The organism is Streptomyces sp. Tu 2975 (assembly GCF_009832925.1).
GTDB lineage: Bacteria > Actinomycetota > Actinomycetes > Streptomycetales > Streptomycetaceae > Streptomyces.
Genome location: NZ_CP047140.1, coordinates 4,913,573 through 4,932,323, shown reverse-complemented (window position 1 = coordinate 4,932,323; position 18,751 = coordinate 4,913,573). Strand labels below are relative to the sequence as shown.

14 protein-coding genes and 1 pseudogene are annotated in these 18,751 nt (G+C 70.8%); 2 read left to right on the top strand and 13 right to left on the bottom strand.

Features of this window, described 5'->3' with window-relative positions:
* Positions 1–5: 5 nt before the first annotated feature.
* From GLX30_RS21845 to GLX30_RS21835, 3 genes are all read right to left on the bottom strand, one after another.
* Positions 6–1,310, bottom strand: a complete 1,305-nt coding sequence (locus GLX30_RS21845) for an extracellular solute-binding protein (RefSeq protein ID WP_159691558.1) — start codon at positions 1,308–1,310, stop codon at positions 6–8.
* 227 nt (positions 1,311–1,537) lie between these two features.
* Positions 1,538–1,837, bottom strand: coding sequence for a DUF3039 domain-containing protein (locus GLX30_RS21840; RefSeq protein ID WP_005316940.1), 300 nt, complete (start codon positions 1,835–1,837; stop codon positions 1,538–1,540).
* A gap of 68 nt (positions 1,838–1,905) precedes the next feature.
* Positions 1,906–2,466 carry a YqgE/AlgH family protein gene (locus GLX30_RS21835; RefSeq protein WP_167306920.1) on the bottom strand — a complete coding sequence of 187 codons (561 nt, stop codon included), beginning with the start codon at positions 2,464–2,466 and terminating at the stop codon, positions 1,906–1,908.
* Positions 2,467–2,759: 293 nt separating this feature from the next.
* Here GLX30_RS21835 and murA point away from each other — a divergent pair, with 293 nt between their 5' ends.
* Positions 2,760–4,100 (top strand): UDP-N-acetylglucosamine 1-carboxyvinyltransferase, encoded by a 1,341-nt coding sequence (gene murA / locus GLX30_RS21830; RefSeq protein WP_159691554.1) that lies wholly within the window; start codon positions 2,760–2,762, stop codon positions 4,098–4,100.
* Between the two features lie 688 nt (positions 4,101–4,788).
* Here the strand turns inward: murA and GLX30_RS21825 are convergent.
* The 6 genes and pseudogenes from GLX30_RS21825 to GLX30_RS21800 all read right to left on the bottom strand — a co-directional run bounded on the left by GLX30_RS21825 (position 4,789) and on the right by GLX30_RS21800 (position 12,085).
* The gene (locus GLX30_RS21825; protein WP_004571953.1) at positions 4,789–5,070 is read right to left on the bottom strand and encodes an HU family DNA-binding protein; all 282 of its coding nucleotides are present in this window, start codon (positions 5,068–5,070) and stop codon (positions 4,789–4,791) included.
* A gap of 343 nt (positions 5,071–5,413) precedes the next feature.
* Positions 5,414–6,847, bottom strand: a complete 1,434-nt coding sequence (locus GLX30_RS21820; RefSeq protein WP_159691552.1) for an NAD-dependent malic enzyme — start codon at positions 6,845–6,847, stop codon at positions 5,414–5,416.
* A gap of 503 nt (positions 6,848–7,350) precedes the next feature.
* On the bottom strand, positions 7,351–9,717 hold the full coding sequence (locus tag GLX30_RS21815) for a UvrD-helicase domain-containing protein (protein WP_208545454.1): 2,367 nt from the start codon (positions 9,715–9,717) through the stop codon (positions 7,351–7,353).
* Positions 9,718–9,959: 242 nt separating this feature from the next.
* Positions 9,960–10,790, bottom strand: coding sequence for a zf-HC2 domain-containing protein (locus GLX30_RS21810; protein WP_159691550.1), 831 nt, complete (start codon positions 10,788–10,790; stop codon positions 9,960–9,962).
* Positions 10,791–10,797: 7 nt separating this feature from the next.
* A pseudogene (locus tag GLX30_RS21805) lies at positions 10,798–11,373 on the bottom strand (sigma-70 family RNA polymerase sigma factor); the annotation flags it as partial.
* A 100-nt stretch (positions 11,374–11,473) separates the two neighbouring features.
* The gene (locus GLX30_RS21800) at positions 11,474–12,085 is read right to left on the bottom strand and encodes an ABATE domain-containing protein (protein ID WP_159691548.1); all 612 of its coding nucleotides are present in this window, start codon (positions 12,083–12,085) and stop codon (positions 11,474–11,476) included.
* 157 nt (positions 12,086–12,242) lie between these two features.
* Here GLX30_RS21800 and GLX30_RS21795 point away from each other — a divergent pair, with 157 nt between their 5' ends.
* Positions 12,243–12,800 (top strand): anthrone oxygenase family protein, encoded by a 558-nt coding sequence (locus tag GLX30_RS21795; RefSeq protein WP_167306851.1) that lies wholly within the window; start codon positions 12,243–12,245, stop codon positions 12,798–12,800.
* Here GLX30_RS21795 and GLX30_RS21790 read toward each other — a convergent pair.
* The 4 genes from GLX30_RS21790 to GLX30_RS21775 form a co-directional block, all read right to left on the bottom strand.
* Positions 12,749–13,894 carry a uroporphyrinogen-III synthase gene (locus tag GLX30_RS21790; RefSeq protein WP_159691546.1) on the bottom strand — a complete coding sequence of 382 codons (1,146 nt, stop codon included), beginning with the start codon at positions 13,892–13,894 and terminating at the stop codon, positions 12,749–12,751. The genes GLX30_RS21795 and GLX30_RS21790 overlap by 52 nt on opposite strands.
* Positions 13,895–14,023: 129 nt before the next feature.
* A complete protein-coding gene (locus GLX30_RS21785; protein WP_159691544.1) occupies positions 14,024–15,388 on the bottom strand; it encodes a nitrate/nitrite transporter in 1,365 nt (454 codons plus the stop codon).
* A 105-nt stretch (positions 15,389–15,493) separates the two neighbouring features.
* Complete coding sequence (locus GLX30_RS21780) at positions 15,494–16,624, bottom strand: acyltransferase (protein ID WP_159691542.1); 1,131 nt, start codon at positions 16,622–16,624, stop codon at positions 15,494–15,496.
* Positions 16,621–18,741, bottom strand: coding sequence for a glycosyltransferase (locus GLX30_RS21775; protein WP_159695167.1), 2,121 nt, complete (start codon positions 18,739–18,741; stop codon positions 16,621–16,623). The genes GLX30_RS21780 and GLX30_RS21775 overlap by 4 nt, the downstream gene beginning before the upstream one ends.
* Between the last annotated feature and the right edge of the window lie 10 nt (positions 18,742–18,751).

The following is an 18,751-nucleotide window of genomic DNA, read 5'->3' as shown; positions in this document are numbered from 1 at the left end:
GGGTCTCAGCCCGCGTCGGAGAACGCGGCGTCCATCTTCTCGGCGGCGTCGCTCGAGGCCGCGGCCACGTCCTTCTTGCCGCTGACGATCTCCTGGAACATGGTCGGCAGGACGAGCGAGGCGTCGATCCGGCCCCAGGCGGGCGAGGCGGGGACGAACTTGGCGCCCGCGCCGAGCGTCTTGATGAAGGGCGCGACGAACGGTTGCTTCTTCGCCGCGTCCGCGCGCACATCGGTGTACGTGGGCAGGAAGCCCATCGCGTCGAAGAGCTTGCCCTGCGACTCCTTGCCCGCGAGCCGCTTCATCAGGTCGACCGCCAGGGTGCGGTGCGAGCTGCTCTTGAGCACGCCGACGTTGTTGCCGCCCGCGAACGCCGGGGCGATCTCACCGGCCTTCAGTCCCGGCAGCGGTACGACCGCGTACTTGCCCTTGACCGCGCCGGCCTCGACGGCCTGGTGGCTGAAGTCGCCGCCGATCGCCATGGCCGCGTTGCCGGCGGCGAATGCGGTGATGACGGCGTTGCCGCCCATGGCGGCGCACTTGGCGGCCGGGCAGTTGTCGTCACCGAAGAGGGACGTGTACGCCTTGATGCCCTTCTGTGCGGCGGCGCTGTCGATGGCGGACTCGTAGGAGCCGCCGTTCTCCTGTGCCAACTCACCGCCGTGGGCCCAGATGAACGGCATCGCGCCGTAGGTGTAGGCGCCGCCCACGGCGAGGCCGTACAGGTCCGGCTTCTGCTGGTGGATCTTCTTCGCGGTGGCGATGAGCTCGCCCTGGGTCCTGGGCACCGCCATGCCGAGGTCCTTGAAGACGTCGGTGCGGTAGTAGAGCGCGCGGACGCCGACGAAGAGAGGCGCGCCGTAGACCTTGCCGTCGACCGTGACGGACTGCTTGGCGGTGGGGTCGGTGTCCTTGGCCTCGTCCCAGGCGCCGAACTCGGCGGTGACGTCGGCGAGTCCGCCGTCCTTGACGTAGCCGGCGGTGTCGGTGTTGCCGTACTCGATGAGGTCGGGGGCGCTCTTCGGGTCGTTGAACGCCGCCTTGATCCTCTGGGCGCGGGTCTCCACCGGTATGTACTCGATCTCGACCTCGGCGCCCTGGTGCGCCTTCTCGAACGCGGCGACCGCGGCGTCGACCACCTGCTCCTTGGGCTTGTTGTTGACCTCCTGGAACAGCCAGACCCGCAGCGTGCCGCTCTTGTCGTCCTGCTGGGCGCTGTTGCCGGAGGTCTGCGGGGCACAGGCGGTGGCGGTGAGGCCGGCCAGTGCGAAGGCCGCGGCGGTGGCGGCGACTCTGGAGACGAGCTTCATGCGTGATCCCCTACCAAGTGAGCGTTGCAACATACGCAACGGGTGTTTCGCCATGCACAACACGCAGGAGGCTAGGCCCGCCTCAACGGCCGTACAAGAGGGTCACAAGAGGTCTCAACCACTCTGTGACCGGCAGAAGCACCCTGTGCAACGGCACCGGACGCAAACGGCCCCCGGGCGCGCCGAAGCGCATCCCGGAGGCCGTTGTGCAGGCTGGGGCGGAGGAGTTACTTCTTGTCCTTGCCGCTGCCGCTCTTGCCCTTGTCCTTGTCGCCGCCGGCACCCATGGACTCGTAGATCTCCTTGCACATGGGGCAGACCGGGTACTTCTTGGGGTCACGCCCCGGCACCCAGACCTTCCCGCACAGTGCCACCACGGGAGTGCCGTCGAGGGCGCTCGCCATGATCTTGTCCTTCTGGACGTAATGGGCGAAGCGCTCGTGGTCGCCGTCGCCGTGCGACACCTGTGGTGTCGGCTCTACGAGGGTCCCCGTGCCTGTCCCGCGCTCGGGCTCAAGAGTGCTCATGGGCTCCAAGGGTACTCATCGCGCGGTCTCTACGGGAGCAAGGCCCTGCCGGCCCTTCCCCGGGCGGGTCAGTTCATGCTCGGGTCGTCCGGATACGTGGCGAACATGGCCAGCTCGTTGCGCTGGCGCCGCAGCACCGAGCGCCACAGGTCCTCCGGCCGCGGCGAGGACACGTCCCCCGGCTCCGACTCGACGACATACCAGGCGCCGTCCTGCAACTCGTCCTCCAGCTGGCCCGGACCCCAGCCCGCGTAGCCGGCGAAGATCCGCAGGGAGCCGAGGGCGCCGCCGAGCAGTTCGGGGGGAGCCTCCAGGTCGACAAGGCCGATCGCGCCGTACACCCGGCGCCAGCCGAGGGGGCCCTCGTCGCCGGGGATCACGGCGACACCCAGCGCGGAGTCCAGGGCGACGGGGCCGCCCTGGAAGACGACACCCGGCTCACCGGCCAGCGCCGCCCACGACTCCAGGATGTCCTCCACGACCACCGGGGTCGGCCTGTTGAGAATCACGCCGAGGGAACCCTCGTCGTCGTGATCGAGCAGCAGGACCACCGCCCGGTCGAAGTTCGGGTCCGCCAGGGCGGGCGCGGCGACGAGCAGCCGCCCTGTGAGCGAGGACACCTCGGTCATGCCAGACATGATCCCGCATCTTTCCCCTTCGCGGAGCCCGAGCGGCCCACTCGCTGCCGCCCACGCGATGGGCGCAGCTCAGAGGGCGGAGCCTCCGACAGGTGTCCGAAGGGTGGGACGGTGACCGTGCGCGAGGCCCGGCGGACAGAGCGTATTGTGCCCGATTCATTACGGCCGAGAACGGTCCGCGGGCTTACAACTTAGGGGCCCTGCCCCCTTACCCTTTCCTCTGGCCCCCCGTCCGATCCTCCTCCTGGCTCTGCCTGGGGGACCACTTCCGGAACGCGAGATTCATGACCGGCACTGACGATGTACTGCTTGTCCACGGCGGAACCCCGCTCGAGGGCGAGATCCGCGTCCGCGGCGCGAAGAACCTCGTGCCCAAGGCGATGGTCGCGGCCCTGCTCGGCAGCGAACCGAGCCGGCTGCGCAACGTGCCGGACATCCGTGACGTCAGAGTCGTACGCGGGCTTCTGCAACTGCACGGGGTGACGGTCCGCCCCGGCGAGGAGCCGGGCGAGCTCATTCTCGACCCGACGTACGTCGAGAGCGCGAACGTCGCCGACATCGATGCCCACGCAGGCTCGTCGCGCATTCCGATCCTCTTCTGCGGCCCGCTGCTGCACCGCCTCGGCCACGCCTTCATCCCCGGCCTCGGCGGCTGCGACATCGGCGGCCGGCCCATCGACTTCCACTTCGACGTGCTGCGCCAGTTCGGCGCGACGATCGAGAAGCGCGCGGACGGCCAGTACCTGGAGGCCCCGCAGCGGCTGCGCGGCACGAAGATCCGACTGCCGTACCCGTCGGTCGGCTCGACCGAGCAGGTACTGCTCACGGCCGTGCTCGCCGAGGGCGTCACCGAGCTGACCAATGCCGCGGTGGAACCGGAGATCGAGGACCTCATCTGCGTACTGCAGAAGATGGGCGCGATCATCTCCATGGACACCGACCGGACGATCCGGATCACCGGTGTCGACAAGCTCGGCGGCTACACCCACCGCGCCCTCCCGGACCGCCTGGAGGCGGCGTCCTGGGCATCGGCGGCGCTGGCCACCGAGGGCGACATCTACGTGCGCGGCGCCCAGCAGCGCTCGATGATGACGTTCCTCAACACGTACCGGAAGGTCGGCGGCGCCTTCAAGATCGACGACGAGGGCATCCGCTTCTGGCACCCCGGCGGCCGGCTCAAGTCCATCGCGCTCGAGACGGACGTCCACCCCGGCTTCCAGACCGACTGGCAGCAGCCGCTGGTGGTCGCCCTCACGCAGGCGACAGGGCTGTCGATCGTCCACGAGACGGTGTACGAGTCCCGGCTCGGCTTCACTTCCGCGCTGAACCAGATGGGCGCGCACATCCAGCTGTACCGCGAATGCCTCGGCGGCTCGCACTGCCGCTTCGGCCAGCGCAACTTCCTGCACTCCGCGGTCGTCTCCGGCCCGACCAAGCTCCAGGGCGCGGACCTGGTCATCCCCGACCTGCGCGGCGGCTTCTCGTACCTGATCGCGGCACTGGCCGCGCAGGGGACGAGCCGGGTGCACGGGATCGACCTGATCAACCGCGGCTACGAGAACTTCATGGAGAAGCTCGAGAAGCTCGGCGCGAAGGTGGAACTCCCCGGGGGCCCGATCGTCTGACGGCCCCTACGACGCCGACGGCCCCCACGGAGCGCATCCGCGGGGGCCGTCGCCGTCTCCGCCTGCCCGTGCCGCTGCGCGGGGCCGTTCCCCTACCCGCCCCTTCCCGGAACCGGGCTCCGCCCGGACCCGCCACGGGGGCTCCGGACCCCGGACCCCGCGCCTCGAACTCCCCCTGCCCCGGCGGGCGTGGGAGGGACCCCGCGAGGCTGGAAATGCCCCGGCGGAGCCTCGAGCCGCCGCCCTGGCGCGGCACGGAGCCGCCGGCATGGCAGGAGCCGTCTCCGACGGCGGGCTGAAGTGCCGCGCAGCGGCCTTCTCGGCCCCGCCTGGGGGCACCTCCCACGGCCGCCAAGCCGTGAGGGACCCCAGCGAGGCTGAGCTTCGAGCCGCCGCCCTGGCGCGGCACGGAGCCGCCGGCATGGCAGGAGTGTCCCCGCCGGCGGGCTGAAGTGCCGCGCAGCGGCCTTCTCGGCCCCGCCTGGGTGCACCTCCCACGGCCGCCGAGCCGTGGGGAGGGATCGAGGGCGCCGCTCGGAGCGCGGAACGGGGCCCGGGGCGGAGCCCCCGGTCACGGGAAGGGGCGGGCAGGGGGACAGCCCGCCGCAGGCGCCCACGCGCCCGCACACGCACACGCAGAAGGGCGGCCACCCGGACCCGGGTGGCCGCCCTCACGCTGCCGAAGGCGTTACTTGCCCTTTGCGGCTTCCTTGAGCTTCGAGCCCGCGGAGACCTTCACGCTGTAGCCGGCCGGGATCTGGATCGGGTCGCCGGTCTGCGGGTTCCGAGCGGTGCGAGCGGCACGGTGGGTGCGCTCGAAGGTCAGGAAGCCGGGGATGGTGACCTTCTCGTCGCCCTTGGCGACGACCTCGCCGACGGTCTCGGCGAGAGCGGCCAGAACGGCGTCGGCGTCCTTGCGGGTCACCTCGGCGCGGTCGGCCAGCGCGGCCACCAGCTCACTGCGGTTCATTTTGTTACTCCCGTGTTCTTCTTGCCTGTGAGGCGTGGATCGAAGCCGATGCTGCCAGGGCCCTCGGACAGTCCCCGGACCCGGGTCTGCTGTCAGACCCCTCCGCGCCCGCGGGGCTTCCCCCAGGACGCAGGTCCTCGGGGAAGCATCCTGCCCCCACCAGCGGCGGGAAAGCCAATCCGGCACCCTCCGGAGTCACACGAAGGCCACCACTGCCTCGTCGTGGTGACGTTCCGTCGACTCCCTCGAGACTCGTCGGGGCGGGCGTGCCGGGGCCGCGTGCTCCCTGATCCGCCACCCTAAAGGGGGGTTTGCAACCCCGCGACCCGCGACGCGCCGTATGTCAGTGGGACGTGGGGCCTGTCACAGTCGGGCCGGCGGCCTTCGCGGCGTCCCGGACGGCTCCCGCGACGGCTCCGGCGACCTTGTCGTTGAAGACCGAGGGGATGATGTAGTTCGGGTTGAGTTCGTCCTCGGTGACGACGTCCGCGAGCGCGGCCGCGGCCGCGAGCATCATCTCGGTGTTGACGGTGCGGGACTGGGCGTCCAGCAGGCCGCGGAACACGCCGGGGAAGACCAGCACGTTGTTGATCTGGTTGGGGAAGTCCGAGCGGCCGGTGGCCACAACTGCCGCCGTCTGCCGGGCGATTGCGGGGTCGACCTCGGGGTCGGGGTTCGCGAGCGCGAACACGATCGCGTCGTCGGCCATGGCCGCGACGTCGTCCGCGCCGAGCACGTTGGGCGCGGAGACGCCGATGAAGACGTCCGCTCCGACGACCGACTCCTTGAGTGTGCCGGTGACACCCTCGGGGTTGGTGTTGTCGGCGATCCACCGCAGCGGCGAGTCGGGGGTGGCGTCCACCAGGTCGGCGCGGCCCGCGTGCACCACGCCGTGGATGTCGGCGACGACGGCGTGCTTGACTCCCGCCGCGATGAGGAGTTTGAGGATGGCGGTACCGGCCGCGCCGGCGCCGGACATGACCACCCGCACGTCGCCGATCCCCTTGCCCACCACGCGCAGCGCGTTGGTCAGGGAGGCAAGGACGACGATCGCCGTACCGTGCTGGTCGTCGTGGAAGACGGGGATGTCGAGGGCCTCACGCAGCCGTGCCTCGATCTCGAAGCAGCGCGGCGCGGAGATGTCCTCGAGGTTGATGCCGGCGAAGCCGGGGGCGATCGCCTTGACGATCTCGACGATGGCGTCGGTGTCCTGGGTGTCCAGGCACAGCGGCCAGGCGTCGATGCCGGCGAAGCGCTTGAAGAGGGCCGCCTTGCCCTCCATGACCGGCAGCGCGGCCTTGGGGCCGATGTTGCCGAGGCCGAGCACGGCGGAGCCGTCGGTCACCACTGCAACGGAGTTGCGCTTGATGGTCAGGCGGCGGGCGTCCTCGGGGTTCTCCGCGATCGCCATGCAGACCCGCGCCACACCCGGGGTGTAGATCATCGACAGGTCGTCACGGTTGCGGATGGGGTGCTTGGACGCCATCTCGATCTTGCCGCCGAGGTGCATCAGGAACGTACGGTCGGAGACCTTGCCGAGGACGACACCCTCGATGTCTCGCAGGCCCTCGACGATCTCGTCGGCGTGCGCGGTGGAGCTGGCGGCGATCGTGACGTCGATCCGCAGCTTCTCGTGGCCGGACGCGGTCACGTCGAGGCCGGTTACGGAACCGCCGGAGGACTCCACGGCCGTGGTGAGCTGGGAGACCGCGGTTCCGCTCGCGGGCACCTCCAGTCGGACCGTCATCGAGTACGAGACGCTGGGCGCCGTTGCCATGACCGGGTTCCTCTGCTTTCCCTAGCTTCATTGCTGTGCGGTACCGCACCTGAGGCCCGGCAGCGCTGTGAAGATGGTGACACCTACCCGCCGGTAGCAGGTAATGCGGTCATATTGTTTTCGGAAACTGTTTTCCACCATACGAGAAAGCGTCTGGAAACTGAAGAGGCCCGCGTCACCTGGACAGGTGACGCGGGCCTCTTCCGTATGCGATTGGTGGCACCGACCCGCCATGCTCGCCTCGCGGCAAGTGGTCCCTCTGAGGGACGAAGGTTGGGCCCGGGGGCTTGGATCGAGCCGGTGCCGTACCCAGGCTAACGCACCGCCCCGGGAAGTGATTCCCGCATCGCGAGCCGACTTCGGCACCGGCCCGTAACAGGGCTCGGCACCGCCCGCCGGAGCCCTCAGGCAGGGGCCTCGGCACCGCCCGCCGGAGCCCTCCGGGCAGGGGGCTCGGCACCGCCTGCGGGGAGAGCCGCGACGGCGTCCGCCGGACACCCCGCTCAGTCCCGCAGCAGCTCCGGTACCCCCTGCGCGTCCGGCTGGTCACGGCGCCCGGAGACCACCGTGAGCTGCTGCGTGGCCCGGGTGAGCGCCACGTACAGCACCCGCAGACCGGCCGGGCTCTCGTCGGCGATCTCCGCCGGGGAGACGACGACCGTCGCGTCGTACTCCAGGCCCTTCGCCTCCAGTGAGCCGAGGGCCACGACGCGCTCGCCCAGTCCGGCCAGCCAGCGTGCTGCCTGTTCCCGCCGGTTCATGGCGACGACGACGCCGACCGTGCCCTCCACCTGCTCCAGCAGCCGCTCCGCCTCCGCCCGTACGGATCGGGCGATGTCTCCGCCGTCCGGTACGACCGCGAAGCGCGGCCGCACTCCGGTGGAACGGACGGCGGAGGGCGACCGCATGCCCGGCATGGCCAGGTGGAGCACCGTGGCGGCCAGCTCCGCGATCTCGGCCGGGTTGCGGTAGTTGACGGTCAGCTCGAAGCGGCGGCGCGGACGGCTGCCCAGCGCCTCGTCACGGGCCTCGGCCGCCTCTTCCGGCGAGGACCAGGACGACTGGGCGGGGTCGCCGACGACCGTCCAGGTGGCGTGCCGGCCGCGGCGGCCGACCATCCGCCACTGCATGGGCGTGAGGTCCTGCGCCTCGTCGACGATGACGTGCGCGTACTCGGTACGCTCGGCCGCCAGCCGCTCGGCCCGCTCGCGCTGCGTCTCCTCGCGCTGCGGCATCAGCTCCTCCAGCCCGGTGAGCTGGTCCAGAGGGTCGAGCTCGCGCCGCTTACGGGGACGGGCGGGCGTGCCGAGCAGGGTGCTCAGTTCGTCGAGGAGTGCCACGTCGTGCACGGAGAGGGCGTCGCGGCGCAGAGAGCGGGCCAGCCTGCGCACCTCGCCGGGGTTGAGCACCCGGCGGGCCCAGCGGCCGAGGCGGCGCTCGTCGCCCAGCGCGGCGAGCACGGCGCGCGGGGTCAACTCGGGCCACCAGGCGTCCAGGAACGCGATGAAACTGTCCTCGCCGGTCACGTCCTCGTCGAAGGAGGACCGCAGCTCGGCGGCCAGCTCCGGGTCGCCGGGGTGGCGGCCGGCGGCGCCCGACTTGGCGTACAGGGCGTCGAGGAGCAGCCGTCTGGCCCGTGGGCGCAGCAGGTTGACGGGAGCGCTTCCGCCGAGCACGTTGTGGCGGATGCGGCGGAGTTCGTCGGCCTCCAGCTCGAGCCGGCGCCCGAAGGCGACGACACGCAGCCGCGAGGGAGTGCCCGGCGCCGCCGCCGGCTCTTCGCCGAAGGCCAGCTGACCGTTGCGCGGCGTCACGTCCGGCATGTCGAGCGCGCCCCGCGCGGCGTTGCGCAGCACCTTCAGCATCCGGGAGGAGCCCTTGACGCGGGCCACGGCCGGCTCGTCGTACACCGTCGCCTCGGCCCCGTCGACCAGGGAGCCGACCGCGCGGATCGCGACCTGGCCCTCCTCGCCCAGCGACGGCAGCACGCCCTCGGTGTAGGAGACGAGCAGCGGCGTCGGGGAGACGATGAGGATGCCGCCGGCGTAGCGGCGCCGGTCCTGGTAGAGCAGGTACGCGGCCCGGTGGAGCGCCACCGCCGTCTTGCCGGTGCCGGGGCCGCCCTCCACGTACGTGACGGACGCGGCGGGGGCGCGGATGACCAGGTCCTGCTCGGCCTGGATGGACGCGACGATGTCCCGCATGGTGTGGCTGCGGGCCTGGCCGAGCGCCGCCATCAGTGCACCGTCGCCGACGACGGGCAGTGTCTGTCCGTTCAGGGTGGCGGTCAGTTCCGGGCGCATCAGGTCGTCCTCGACGCCGAGGACCTTGCGGCCCTTGGAGCGGATGACCCGGCGGCGCACCACACGGCCGGGCTCGACCGGGGTGGAGCGGTAGAAGGGGGCCGCGGCCGGGGCGCGCCAGTCGATCACGAGCGGGGCGTATTCGGAGTCGAGCACCCCGATCCGGCCGATGTGCAGGGTCTCCCCGATCTCGGCCGTGTTGTCGGGGCGTACGGCGTCGTCCGCGGGCTCGACGGAGGTGAAGGCGCCGTCGGGACCCTTTTTGCCGTCCTTGCCGTGGAGCAGGTCGATCCGGCCGAAGAGGAAGTCCTCGAATTCGTTGTTGAGGCGGTTGAGGTGGACCCCGGCCCGGAAGACCTGGGCGTCCCGCTCGGCGAGGGCGCCGGGGGTGCCGACCTGCCCTCGCTTGGCGGCGTCGTTCATCAGGAACTCGGCCTCGTGGATCTTCTCCTCGAGACGGCGGTACACCTGGTCGAGATGTTCCTGTTCGACACCGATCTCACGGTCTCTCGCCGTGTCGGCGGCGGAGCCGACCACGGATTCGACAGCGGCATCCTGCGCGGCCACCGAGGCCCCCTTCTGACGTGCACTGGGCAGCCGTCAACCGTACGGCAAGGAGGCAGGTTATTGCACCTGGCCCGGCCGTGGGCCGGGCCAGGTGCGAAGGCCCACGGCAGGCGGCGGCCCGTGGAAGGGCCGCGGACACGCCGAAGAACCGCGGAAGGGCCGTGGACACGCCGAAGGGCCGTGGCATGCCGATGCGGCCGGAGGCCGCACAGCTCCCCGGCCGAAGGTGGGACGGCCGCCGGCTAGGCGTCGACCTCCACCAGCCGTGCCCCGTCGAACGTGCGGACCTCGAAGTGGTCGATGTCGCCCGGGTCCATCGCGGAGCCGCCGTGGACGTACAGAGGGTTCTTGGCGTCCTTGTTGGGACTGTCGGGGATTCCGTAGCCCCACTTCGGCACGGCCCACGAGGTGACGACCTCCTCCTCGCCGGTCTTGGACACGGCGATGAGGTTGCACTTCAGGGGGCCCTTGACGTTCTTCAGCTCCAGGACGGCGTGCGTGCCCCAGCCCTTCTTCTCCATGCCGACGACGGCGCTGACCTTGGTGGTCGCGTCCGTGGCCTGGACCTTCTCCTCCATGTGGTTGAAGAAGGCGTCCTCGGCCGGGCTGGTGGGGTGCGGGTCGGCGCCCGCCACGTTGCTCCCGGTGTGGTCGGCGGTGACGACCACGGCGACGGCGGGGCCACCGATGATCAGCGCCGCGGCCGCCGCGAGCAGGTACATGCCGCGCCGGCGCTTGTGGGCGCGCTTGACGGCGACCTCGTTGAGCAGACCGTCGAGGACCTTGGGGCTCGGGGAGGTGGGCACGACCGGGACGGCGCGGGGCGGCGGGAAGTCGGACATGCCCGGCATCCCGGGCAGGCTGTAGACGTTGCTCTGCGGCGGTGCGGGGGCGGGCGCCTCCGCCAGCATCGCGAGCATCGGCTCCATCCCGGAGAACTCCTCGAGGTGGGCGGCACAGATGTCGCATCCCGCCAGATGCGCCTCGAAGGCGGAGGCGTCCGCTTCGTCGAGCACGCCGAGCGCATATGCGCCTACCGCGTCGTGCACGGACTCCTGCTCGTACATGGTCATGCCGAGACCCCCTCTCCTCAAGAGCGAGCTTCATGGAACGGAGTGCGTAGAACACACGGGACCGCACGGTCCCGCTGGGTATGCCGAGCGTTTCGGCCGCTTCATTGACCGTACGCCCCTTGAAATACGTCTCGACAAGAACTTCCCTGTGGGCGGGCGTCAAATCATCGAGTGCATCCGAGAGCGTCATCAGCCACAACGCCTTGTCGATCTCGTCCTCCGCGGGCATGACCTCCAGCGGCGACGGGTCGACCTCCTGCGGCCGGGCCTGCCGGCTGCGGTGACCGTCGATGACGATGCGCCGGGCGACCGTCACCAGCCAGGGTCGGACAGAGCCGGTCGCCCGGTTGAGCTGGCCGGCGTTCTTCCAGGCACGGATGAGCGTCTCCTGTACGACGTCCTCGGCGCGCTGGCGGTCGCCGGCGACGAGACGCAGTACATAGGCGAGCAACGGTCCTGCGTGTTCACGGTAGAGGGCACGCATCAACTCCTCGTCGGGCACAGAGGTGTCGATACGTGGCTTCTCACTGCGATGGCGGGCCCGTTGCGGACGGTCATCGGCCACGGCGGCATCCTTGCGCACCTGAACCTCCCGGTCGAGACCCTGTTTGTCACGGCTGGCTTCTTGTCCCCCTTCACTACGGGTCCGGGCGGAGGTTCACTCAACGTCGGCCGAAGAAATTTCAAGATTCTTTGACGGAGGTCTTCCTGCGGTGTCTCGCCACCCGCTCGCGGTTTCCGCACACTTCGCTCGAGCACCAGCGGCGACGCCTGCCCCGTGAGGTGTCCAGATAGACGCGGCGGCAGTTGTCGCCCTCACACTGGCGCAGCCGCGAGCGGGCGACGGGATCGGTGAGGAGCTCCACCGCGTCACGGGCGACGACGGCGAGCAGGGCCGCGCACTCCGGGGCGGCGCACAGCGCCCGTACCAGCGTGCCTCTCCCGTCCTTGACGGCCCTGATGCCCGGTGGCGCGCCCTGTGCGCGGGCGTTGAGGGTCTCGAGGGCGTCGTCCGCGCGGCCTTCCTCCGGCCCGGTGCGGACCAAACGGTCTATGCACTCGCGCAGTTCGACGAAACCCGCCACCCAGGTGCTGTCGACCCCGTTCAGCGGTGTCCCGGCCGGGACGAGACCGGCGCCCACGAGCCAGCGCCCCAGTCCCCCGGCGTCCGCGAGCGGTTCGGTCCCGCCGGCCCGGCGGTCCGCCTCCCGCGCCGTAGCCACCAGGTCCAGGCAGACGCGCCCGGAGTCGAACCGCCACTGGGACGGGTACGGACCCGCGCCCACCGCTGTCATGCGCCTGTCACCGCCTCGGGATCACCGTCGGGTGTCCCCACCAGAGTGCCTGCCCGACGGTGCGGCCGGAAGCCCTCATCAAGACGTGGACGCACGGACATGCGAATGCGACGCTCACCCATGTCCCGCGCGAGGACAAGCCGGTTGACTGGCTCTCATGACAAAGAACAGGGGTGCAGGAGCGGTCCTCGCGGCGGCGACCGTGACGACGGGGCTCATCGCGGGCGTCTGGTTCGCGTTCACGGTCTCGGTGATGCCGGCGCTCGGCCGCAGCGACGACCGGACCTACGTCGAGGTCATGCAGAACATCAACGAGGTGATCGAGAACCCGGCCTTCTTCGCCGCGCTCTTCGGCGCGCTCGTCCTCACGGCCGTCTCGGCATGGCAGCAGCGCCGTACGGCAAGAGGCCGCTGGGTGACGGCCGCGCTGGTCCTCTACGTCCTGGTGTTCGTCGTGACGTCCGCGGCGAACGTGCCGCTCAACAACGAACTCGCCGCCGCGGGCGCCCCGGACGGCATCGCCGACCCGGCGGCCGTACGGGAGAACTTCGAGGACCCGTGGGTGCTCTGGAACACGGTACGCACCGTGCTCACCACGGCGGCCCTGCTGTGCCTGTGGCGTGCCACGTCGCTGCTGCGCACGGCACGCCCGGACCAGGCGGGTCAGGCGTCGGCGTACTTGGCGTCGGACGCCGGGTCCAGGGCCAGCCGGTAGCCGCGCTTGACGACCGTCTGGATGAGCTTGGGAGCGCCCAGCGCCGTGCGCAGCCGGGCCATGGCCGTCTCCACGGCGTGCTCGTCCCGGCCCGCGCCCGGCAGGGCCCGCAGCAGGTCGGAGCGGGCGACGACCCAGCCGGGCCGTTCCGACAGGGCCCTCAGCAGGGCCATCCCCGCCGGTGGCACCGGGCGCAGTTCGTCGTCGACGAGCACGGCATGGCCGCGGATCTCGACCCGCCGGCCCGCGACCGGGAACGTACGGGCGCGGCCGGGCAGCTCGACACCGAGCAGCTGCACCAGCGGGCCGAGTCTGAACCGCTCCGGCTGCACCGTCGGGACACCGGCCGCCTGCAGCGGCACCGCCGTGACCGGCCCGACGCAGGCCGCGAGGACGTCGTGGTCCAGGGCGGCCAGGAGATCGGTCAGCAGACCGCGGGACTCCGCGCGGTTCAGGAGCGACGCGGCGGCAGGGGCGCTGGTGAAGGTGACGGCGTCCAGGCCGCGGGAGACGGCCGCGTCCAGCAGCCGGTCGAGCGGGGCGAGGTCCTCCGGCGGCATCCAGCGGTAGACGGGTACGAGGACGACGTCCGCGCCCGCCGCGCGCAGCGATTCGACGAACCCGGGCAGCGGCTCGCCGTGCAGCTGGAGCGCGACACGGCGGCCCGCCACTCCCTCGCCGAGCAGCCGGTCCAGCACCTCCGCCATGGACTCGGAGACCGGCGACCACTCCTCGGTGAGGCCCGCCGCACGGATGGCGCCCTTGACCTTGGGGCCGCGGGCCAGCAGCTCGGCGCCGCGCAGCCGGCCCAGCAGTTGCTCCCCCAGACCCCAGCCGTCGGCCGCCTCCACCCAGCCGCGGAAGCCGATGGCAGTGGTGGCGACCACCACGTCGGGGGTGTGGTCGATCAGTTCCTTGGTGGCCGCGAGGAGCTCCGTGTCGTCGGCGAGCGGAACGATGCGCAATGCGGGGGCGTGCAGAACGGCCGCGCCCCGCCGCTGGAGCAGCGCGCCGAGCTCGTCGGCGCGCCTGGCGGCGGTCACGCCGACGGTGAAGCCCGCGAGGGGGCCGTGCGGTTGGCCTTGGTCGTGCATCTCGGTCGTCCCCACTGGAGTGCCCTGATGGCCGGTGCCATTGAACGGTGAACGGACGACCGAGCCTGTCAAAGGCGCGTGACAGGCCCGGTTCGCTCATATTTCACCGTCGTTACGTACTCCGCTCGCTCAGACGCGGGCGTAGACCGGTTCGGCACCCGTTTCGGCGTCCGTCCCCGTCTGCCCGCCACGGACCGGCACCACGACGGTCCGGCGAAGGTATACCGCCCAGGTGACGACCGAGCAGACCGCGTAGAAGGCGAGGAAGGAGACGAAGGCGGCGGTTCCGGTGCCCGCCGTCTGGAACGACTGCCGGAAGGCGAGGTTGATGGCGAGCCCGCCGACGGCGCCGACCGCGCCGATGAGTCCCATCGAGGCGCCGGAGAGCCGGCGCCCGTAGGCGGCCGCGGTCTCCCCGGTCATGCCCTGGGCGAGCGCCTTGTTCTGGAAGATGCCGGGGATCATCTTGTACGTCGAGCCGTTGCCGAGGCCGCTGAGCACGAACAGGGCGATGAATCCGACGAGGAACACGGCGAGGGACTCCTGGACCGATGCGGCGATGACCACCGCGGTCGCGGCGGCCATGCCCACGAAGTTCCACAGGGTGATGCGCGCTCCGCCGAAGCGGTCGGCGAGCGCACCGCCCAGCGGCCGGATCAGGGAACCCAGCAGCGGGCCGATGAAAGTGAGGGAGGCCGCCTGGAGCGGGGTGCGGCCGAACTGGGTCTGCAGCACGAGGCCGAAGGCGAAGCTGTAGCCGATGAACGAGCCGAAGGTGCCGACGTAGAGGAAGGCCATGATCCAGGTGTGGCCCTCCTTGGCCGCGTCGATCGCCGCGCCGGTGTCGTTCTTCACCGGGGCGAGGTTGTCCATCCACAGCGCGGCGCACAGCGCGGCGATGACGATCAGGGGCAGGTAGATGCCGAGCACCAGCCGCGGGTGGGCCGCGCCCGCCGTACCGATGATCAGCAGGGCGACGAGCTGGATGACCGGTACGCCGATGTTGCCGCCGCCCGCGTTGAGGCCGAGCGCCCAGCCTTTCTTGCGCAGCGGGAAGAAGGCGTTGATGTTCGTCATCGACGAGGCGAAGTTGCCCCCGCCGACACCCGTGAGGGCGGCGACGGCGAGGAACGTCGTGTACGAGGTGCCCGGCTCCATCACCAGATACGCCGCGGCGGTGGGGGCCAGCAGCAGCAGGGCGCTGAAGATCGTCCAGTTCCGGCCGCCGAATTTGGCGACGGCGAATGTGTACGGCACCCGGATCACGGCGCCGACGACGGTCGCCGTGGCGATCAGGAAGAACTTGCCGGCGGGGTCGACCCCGTACTCGGGCCCCATGAAGAGGACCATCACCGACCACAGGCTCCAGATGGAGAACCCGACGTGCTCACTGAGCACGGAGAAGGCGAGGTTGCGCCGTGCGACCCGCTCCCCCTTGGTCCGCCAGAAGGTCTCGTCCTCGGGGTCCCACTCTTCGATCCATCGGCCTGCCATCACGCGCCTCCACCTGTTTCCGATCGTGGAAGCGACGTTATGGACGTCGGGTTTCAGGGCGGTGCCAGGAGGTGACCGTCGCGAAACCTTGCTCTCACCCGTCGGTCAGGCGGTGTGTGAGCGGCGGCGGAGCTCTCCGTCGGGCCACAGCCGCGGGCGGCGCCTGGCGGCGAGGTCCTCGGCCCAGCCGAAGGCCAGGACGCACCCGGCGATCAGCGCCCAGGCGAGCAGCAGCACCGGCACCCAGCTCTCCAGCAGCCAGGGGGCCTGCTCCGCGAGCAGGTCGACGTCCCACATGACGTCCCACAGCGTTGCCGCGCCGAGGATGCACACGTTGTGCCAGAGGTAGACGGTCACCGCCCGCGCGTTGAGCAGGGTGATCACACTGTCCCATTGCCGCAGCTTCGGCGGCCACGACTCCCACGACGGACTGAAGTGCAGCAGCAGCATCACCGCGCCGAGAGACCAGAGGGCGTCGGCCGGCGGGATGCCGTCGAGTTCGGTACCCGAGCCGAAGCCTTCCCGGCGGGCCCACCAGATGCCGGCGAGCATCACGAACGGTGCGACGGAGGGCACGATGTAGCGCGGCAGACGGGCCAGGATGCCCTCCTGGCGGGCCATGCCGAGGATCCAGCAGGCACCGAAGGTGCTGAAGTCGGTGAGCGCCGAGTCGATGCGTTCCGGCATGGAGAGGTAGCCGGCGGCCAGCCCGAAGGACAGGGCGAGCGGCGCGGCGAGGGTGACCCACGGCAGCTTGCGCAGGCAGCGCAGCAGCAGCGGCGACAGGAGCACGAACCACAGATAGGCGCGCAGGTACCAGAGCGGCTCGGCCAGGTCACCGGCCCATCCGGCGGCGAGGAACGGCGGGTCGCTCAACGGCAGGAGCCAGAAGATCGCGGAGGGTCCTGGGCGCCATCCCTCGACGATCATCGCGGTGACCGCCGCGGCTCCCAGCACCCACAGCGGCGGCAGCAGTCGCCGTACCCGGCTGCGGATCACCTGGAGCGCCGGCCGGGCGAGGGAACGCGCCATCAGTGACCCGGCGAGGGCGAACATCACACCCATGGACGGGAAGACGAGCGGCAGCCAGGCCCAGCCCACCAGGTGGTAGAGCACGACCCGGAACAGGGCGAGCGCCCGGAGCAGGTCGAAGTAGCGGTCCCGGCCGCCCCCGACCACCGGAGAGGTGCCCCCCGACTGCGGCGGCGCCGTCTGCGGCGCGGTGTACGAGGTCATGCGACGGGCCTCCGCTCCCCGGCGCGCTGCCGCTGCTGGACGACTCCGGGAGCCTCGACGGCCCCGGTGCGCCGCAGTTTCTGCCAGCGCAGCCGGCCGCCGGTGAGCGCGGTGATCCAGGACTGGAGGAGGACCACGTACATCAGCTGGCGGTAGAGGATCTGCTGGAGCGGCAGGGAGACGAGGTGGACCATACGTTCCTTGTCGAGCCGGAAGGCGTAGGCCGCGCAGACGGCCTGGATCGCGAGGACGCCCAGCCAGGCGGCGATGGTCTTCTGCGTGGGGCCGAAGACCAGCCCGTACAGCAGGAAGACGTCGATCAGCGGCGCGAGCAGCGGGGCGAGCACCATGAACAGGGAGACCAAAGGCAGGCCGACCCGGCCGAAGCGGCCGGAGGGCCCCTTCTCTACGAGGGCACGGCGGTGCTTCCAGATGGCCTGCATGGTGCCGTAGCTCCAGCGGTAGCGCTGCGACCACAGCTGCTGCACGGACTCGGGGGCCTCGGTCCAGGCGCGCGCCTTCTCCGCGTAGACGACCCTCCAGCCGTCGCGGTGCATGGCCATGGTGATGTCGGTGTCCTCGGCGAGGGTGTCCTCGCTCATGCCGCCGACACGCTCGAGCGCGGTGCGGCGGAAGGCTCCGACGGCGCCGGGGATGGTGGGCATGCAGCCGAGCAGGTCGTACATGCGGCGGTCGAGGTTGAAGCCCATCACGTACTCGATGTGCTGCCAGGCCCCGATGAGGGTGTCGCGGTTGCCGACCTTGGCGTTGCCGGCCACCGCGCCGACGCGCGGGTCGCCGAAGGGCTGCACGAGCTCGCGGACGGTGGACGGCTCGAAGACGGTGTCGCCGTCCATCATGACGACGATCTCGTAGCGGGCGTTCCTGATGCCGTTGTTGAGGGCGGCGGGCTTGCCCGCGTTGGGCTGCCGTACGACACGGACGCCACGCAGGCCCATCGCCTCGACGATGTCGGCGGTGCCGTCGCTGGAGCCGTCGTCGATGACGATGACCTCGAGGGGGTGGTCGCTCGCCATCAGCGACCGGACCGTGTTGGCGATGCACTCGCGTTCGTTGTACGCGGGAACCAGCACGGACACCGGCCGGGTGATGGGAGGGCCCCAGCTGAAGCCCTTCCGGCGCACCTTGCGGGCGTGCGCGAAGGACAGGATCAGCATCAGCCCGAAGCGGGCGAAGACCAGCACGCCGATCACGGCGAGCCCGACGACCATGACCTCCGTGGTGTTCTCCGAGACGGCGACGGCGCCGACGAATGCCTTGCCCTTCCACAGCTCCGGTCCCTTGACCGGGCTGTGTGCGCTGGGCACGCCGAGCGCCTCTGTGAGGTTGGTGAACCGGTAGCCGCGTTCCTTCATGTCGGGCAGGAAGCGCTCCAGGGCCGCGACCGTCTGGGAGCGGTCGCCGCCGGAGTCGTGCATCAGCACGATGGAGCCCTGTGTGCCCTTGGGGGTGGCGCGCTTGATGATCGCGTCGACCCCGGGGCGCTTCCAGTCCTCGGAGTCGGTGTTGTTGAAGGCGGTGATGTAGCCGCGGGTGCCGATGTACTGGGTGACCGGCCAGGACTCGTTGTCGAGGGCGTCGGAGAAGGAGGAGTACGGCGGACGGAACAGGGAGGTGCGGATGCCCGCGGCGCCGGCGAGCGCCAGCTGGTTCTGCGACAGCTCCCAGTCGATGCGGTCGGTGGACTGGAACGACAGGTCCGGGTGGTTGAAGGTGTGCAGGCCGATCTCGTGGCCCTCGCGCACCATCCGTTCGACCAGGTCCGGGTGGCGCGAGGCCATGGTGCCGGTGACGAAGAAGACGGCATGCGCGTCGTACCGGGCGAGAGCGTCGAGGACCTTCGGCGTCCAGACGGGGTCCGGACCGTCGTCGAAGGTCAGCACGAGCCGCCGGTCGGGCACGCTGAGCGCCTTGGGGTTGCGCTTGTCGCGTGCGTCGATGACGGGGCCGCCGTCGAGTATGTGCTGGGGGACCTGGTCCGTGGGGGCCGGTGGCCGGACGCGGTGGTCGGCGAGGATTTCGCTGTGCACATAGCCGCGCAGCATGAGCATCGCGAGCAGCGCGACGAGGAAGAGCACGGGAAGCAGATAGCGCATGGGCAGTCTG